This window comes from Kineococcus vitellinus, from assembly GCF_009906315.1.
Taxonomy (GTDB): domain Bacteria; phylum Actinomycetota; class Actinomycetes; order Actinomycetales; family Kineococcaceae; genus Kineococcus; species Kineococcus vitellinus.
In genome coordinates this window covers 1-4,453 of the sequence record NZ_JAAALL010000331.1, presented here as the reverse complement: position 1 = coordinate 4,453, position 4,453 = coordinate 1, and the positions used below count along the sequence as shown (strand labels likewise).

Sequence of the window (4,453 nt, the reverse complement as noted above, 5' to 3'; positions counted from 1 at the left end):
GCCACCCGCCCCGCGACCGGCCCGCAGCCCGCGGCCCCCGCGACGTCCGGGGCACCCGCACCGCCCGCGGCGGGCGCGCGGGTCGTCGTCGTCGGAGGCGGCATCGGCGGGCTCGCGCTCACCGCGGGCCTGCGCCGGGCCGGTTTCGAGGTGGTGGTCCACGAGCGCGACACCGACCCCGCCGCCACCGGCGGGTACCACATCACCCTGGACCGCCCGGCACAGGCGGCGCTGCGGGAACTGCTGGAACCGGCGGTGTACGCCCGGCTGCTCGCGTCGGCCTCCGCGGTGCGCCGGCGCCCGCCGGACGTGTGGTGGGACTGGCGGGGACGCCTGCTCGGCGACCTCGAGGTCGCCGGCCTGGACCCCGACAGCATCGACGTCGACCGCATCACGCTGCGCCTGCTGCTGGCGGAGGCCGCCGGCGACAGCCTCGTGCTGGGCAGCACCTGCACCGGCGTCGAGCGCGACCCCGGCCCCGGCGGGCAGGTGCGGGCCAGGTTCGCCGACGGCACCGTGGCCGTCGGCGACCTGCTGGTGGGTGCCGACGGGCCGAACTCCCTCGTCGTCACCCACCTCGCCGGGCACCCGACCAGCCGCCCCGCCGGGATCGTCGGCGTCTCCGGCCGCACCCGCAGCAGCGACCTGGACTCGGGCGAGGCCGCGCGCCTGGGGCCGCGCTCGAGCCTGACCGTCGGGCCCCGCGGCACCGCCCTCTACACCGGCTACCTCGACCCCGACGGGTTCGCGGTCCTCGACGCCCCCGGCGAGCGGGCCTCCGTCACCACCGGACCGACGTACGTCTGGGGGGCGATGTTCCCCACCGCGACGGCGCCCCGGGGTCTGCGCGAGCAGCGGGGCGGACCGCTGCGCGACACCACCCTCGACGCGCTGCGCGCCGCCGGCTGGGGCCCGGCACCGCTGCAGGTCCTCGCCCGCACCGACCCCGCGACCGTGGCCGCCTACTCCTTCACCGTCGGGCCGGCGCTGGCGCGCGACACGGCGCCCTGGCCGGCCGGCGCCATCACCGCCCTGGGCGACGCCGTCCACGCCACCCCGCCGACCGCGGGCAAGGGCGCCGGCACCGCCGTCCTCGACGCCCACGCCCTGGTGGTGGAACTCACCGCCGCCCGCGCCGGGACCCAGACGCTGCGCACCGCCGTCAGCACCTTCGAGACCGGCATGCGCCACCGGGGCAGCGCCGTCGTCGAGCTGTCGATGACCACCGTCCGGCGCATCCTCGCCGGCGCCACCCCGGCCGGGTCGGCCCTCACCCGCACCTGCCTGCCGCTGCTCGCCTGGTCCACGGCGCTGCGGCGCGGGCTCGCCCACGGGGCGTCTCACGAGGCGGGCGGCGGCGCGCCCCGGGGGTCCCGCAGGGAGGCGTAGTCCCCGGCGCGCAGCGGTTCGGCGGTGCGCTGCCCGCCCGGCAGCGGGACCTCCAGCACCTGCCCCTCGCGCACCAGCTGCACCGCCTGGACGCCGGGGGCGCTGGTGGCCGTCAGCACCACCTGCGCGACCGCCAGCGGCAGCCGGTCGACGGCGAGGTTGTCCCCCAGCCCGTCGACCGCGATGCGCGCCACGCCCTCGCGCAGGCCCTCCACGCCGAGCGCGACGTCCGGCCCCAGCGCGCTGGCCAGGCCGCGGGCGCGCTCGCCCTCGTCGGGGCCGGCGCCCAGCCGCTGCAGCAGCGCGCCGAGCGCGGCAGCCTCGTCGGGACCCGGCGCACCGGCGGCCGCGGGCACCGCCACCGGGACCGCCACCGGCACGAGCAGTTGCCCGGTGGTGAGGAAGTACGCCCGCGGGCCGGGGCCGCTGGTGGCCGTCGCGCCGTCGCCTGCGGTGGAGGGCTGCTCGGGGGCCAGCAGGCCGTACGGCACCTCGGCGGAGGCGATCGCCCGCGCCTGCTCGTCCGCGGGGGTGCCGCACGCGCCGGCGGCGGCCAGCACGCCGGCCGCCAGCGCTCCCGCCGCGAGCACCTGCACCACCCGCGGCCTCACCGCTCCCCCCGCGCGGGCACCGAGGCGCTCCCCGCGCTCCCGGCCGCGCCGTCGGCGCCGGGAGCACCGGTGGCGGTGGAACCACCGGGGAGGCCGGGACCACCGGCACCGCCGGGACCGTCGGCGGCGGGCAGCCGCACGACGAAGCGCGCCCCGCCGAGCGGGGAGGCGGTGCAGCGCACCGCACCGGCGTGCGCGCGCACGCTCTCGGCGACCAGGCTCAGCCCCAGCCCGGACCCGGGCAGCGAACCCCGCGAACCCGCGCGCGCGAAGCGCTCGAAGATGCGCTGGCGATCGGCCGGCTCGACCCCGGGACCGGCGTCGTCGACGAGCACCTGCACCCACGGGCCGTCGCGCTCCACCTGCACGGCGAGCAGCCCCTCGCCGTGCCGGTCGGCGTTGTCGAAGAGGTTGGCCAGCGCCCGGCTCAGCTGCCGGGTGTCGACCCGCACCGGGAAACCCGCTCCCGCGGCGCCGCCCCCGGCCCGGGGAGCGGCCACGTGCACCGGGACCCCCGTGCGCCCGCTGCCGTCGAGCACCTGGCGCACCAGCGCGACGGCGTCCACCCGCGTCCGCTCGCGCGCACCGGCGCCGGACTCCAGGCGCCCCAGCTCGAGCAGGTCGTCCAGGGTGCGGGCGAAGCGCTCCAGCTCGCGCCCGACGAGGTCGAGGGCCCGCTGCGAGCGCGGCGGCAGTTCCTCGCGGCGGCGCTGCAGCAGCGCCACGCTGGTCACCAGGGTCGTCAGCGGGGAACGCAGCTCGTGGCTGACGTCGGAGCTGAAGCGCGCCTCGCGCTGGATCTGCTCCTCCAGGGCCTCCACCATGCTGTTGAACGCGCCGACGATGGTGGCCAGGTCGGGGTCGTCGGTGGGCGGCAGCCGGGTCCCGGTCTCACCGCCGGCGATGCGGGCGGCGGTGCGGGCCACCGCGTTCAGCGGGGCGACGGCCCGCCCGGAGGCCCACACCCCCAGCAACGCGCCACCGGCGGCGGTGGACAGCGCGAAGGCGCCCAGCGCGGTGCGCACCGCGCCCAGGGTGCGGTGCAGCTCCTGCACGTCGGCGACCTCGTAGAACTGCGCGTCGACGGCCGGCAGCGGCACCCCCACGGCCAGCACCGGCCGCCCCTGCACCCGCGTCCACATCGTGGCCGCGCTGCCCGCCCGCACCGCCTCGCGCAACGGCGCGGGCACGTCGGCGGCGCCCGCGTCCAGGGAGGTGGAGTACCAGCTGCCCGCGCGCTGCACCAGCAGCTCCGAACCGCTGGGCGGGGCGATCGCGGCGAGCACGTCCTCGACGGGCAGGCCCGCGGTGCGCAACCCCTCGCGCACCGACGAGGCGTCCCCGTACGCCTGGCGCAGGGCGCTCTCCTCGCGCTGGTTCAGCAGGTGCTCGCGGGTCAGCGCGTGGGTGCCCAGGGCCGCCAGCGTCGCCAGCGCGCTGGCGCCCACCGTGAACGAGAGCGTCACCCCGGCGCGCAGCCCCGGCGAGCGCCAGCGCCTGCCGGTGGTCGACCGCACCCCGACCGCCCTCACCGCGGGTCCAGGCGGTAACCCAGCCCGCGGACCGTGGTGATCAGCCGGGGCGCGGACGGGTCGTGCTCGACCTTGGTGCGCAGCCGCCGCACGTGGACGTCGACGATGCGCTCGTCGCCGAAGAAGCCGCGCTCCCACACCCGCTGCAGCAGCGCCTGCCGGCTGAGCACGCGTCCCGGCGCGCTCGCCAGCTCCCCCAGCAGCCGGAACTCGGTGACCGTCAGGTGCAGCTCGCGCCCGCCGCGGCGCACGGTGCCGGCCGCGGCGTCCAGCACGAGGGGACCGTCCTCGGAGTCCAGCACCAGCGCCTCCTCGCGCTCCCCGCCGTGCCCGCCGGCCTCGGACCCGGCCCGCCGCCGCAGCGCGCGCAGGCGGGCGAACAGCTCGTCGAGGTCGAACGGCTTGGTCACGTAGTCGTCGGCACCGGCCTCCAGCGCGGCGACGATGTCGCTCTTGTCGTGGCGGGCGGAGAGCACGATGACGGGGGCGGGGCAGATCGGGCGCACCCGGCGGATGAAGGTGAAGCCGTCGATGCCGCCGAGCATGAGGTCCACCACGAGCACGTCCGGCTGGCCCTGCCGGTCACCGGCGGCGGCCGCGACGGCGCGCAGGGCCTGCTCGGCGCTGGCGCAGCCGGTGACCTGGTAGCCCTCGTCCTCCAGCGCCAGCGTCAGGGACGTGCGGATGCCGTCGTCGTCGTCGAGGACCAGCACGTGCGGGTGCACACCCGGATGCTGCCAGCAGCGGAGCGCTCCGGGGCACCGGCGGTGCGATCGCGGCGCGGATCGTCACGCGATCGCAAAGGAGTCGACCGGAGAACCGCAACACGGCGACGCCAGGGTGGAGGCACGCCCCGGCGGGGAACCGGTGGGGCGGCCAACGTCCCCGCGGCCGGCGGGGTGCGCCGGGGGGCACGCGGAC

General features: G+C 78.7%; 4 protein-coding genes. 1 reads left to right on the top strand and 3 read right to left on the bottom strand.

Annotation, left to right across the window (positions count from 1 at the left end; genetic code table 11):
• Positions 1 to 1,389 (top strand): FAD-dependent oxidoreductase (locus tag GTQ99_RS20175; protein WP_240897830.1); only part of this gene is annotated, 1,389 nt, incomplete at its 5' end.
• On the opposite strand, the gene GTQ99_RS20170 is transcribed toward GTQ99_RS20175, so the two are convergent.
• From GTQ99_RS20170 to GTQ99_RS20160, 3 genes are read right to left on the bottom strand one after another with little or no spacing between them, the layout of a single operon-like run.
• A complete protein-coding gene (locus GTQ99_RS20170) occupies positions 1,341 to 2,000 on the bottom strand; it encodes a GerMN domain-containing protein (protein WP_166617496.1) in 660 nt (219 codons plus the stop codon). The genes GTQ99_RS20175 and GTQ99_RS20170 overlap by 49 nt on opposite strands.
• Positions 1,997 to 3,517: an ATP-binding protein gene (locus tag GTQ99_RS20165; protein WP_166617495.1), complete on the bottom strand. Its 1,521-nt coding sequence runs from the start codon at positions 3,515 to 3,517 to the stop codon at positions 1,997 to 1,999. The genes GTQ99_RS20170 and GTQ99_RS20165 overlap by 4 nt, the downstream gene beginning before the upstream one ends.
• Positions 3,518 to 3,528: 11 nt before the next feature.
• Positions 3,529 to 4,257: a winged helix-turn-helix domain-containing protein gene (locus GTQ99_RS20160; protein ID WP_166617494.1), complete on the bottom strand. Its 729-nt coding sequence runs from the start codon at positions 4,255 to 4,257 to the stop codon at positions 3,529 to 3,531.
• Positions 4,258 to 4,453: the final 196 nt, after the last annotated feature.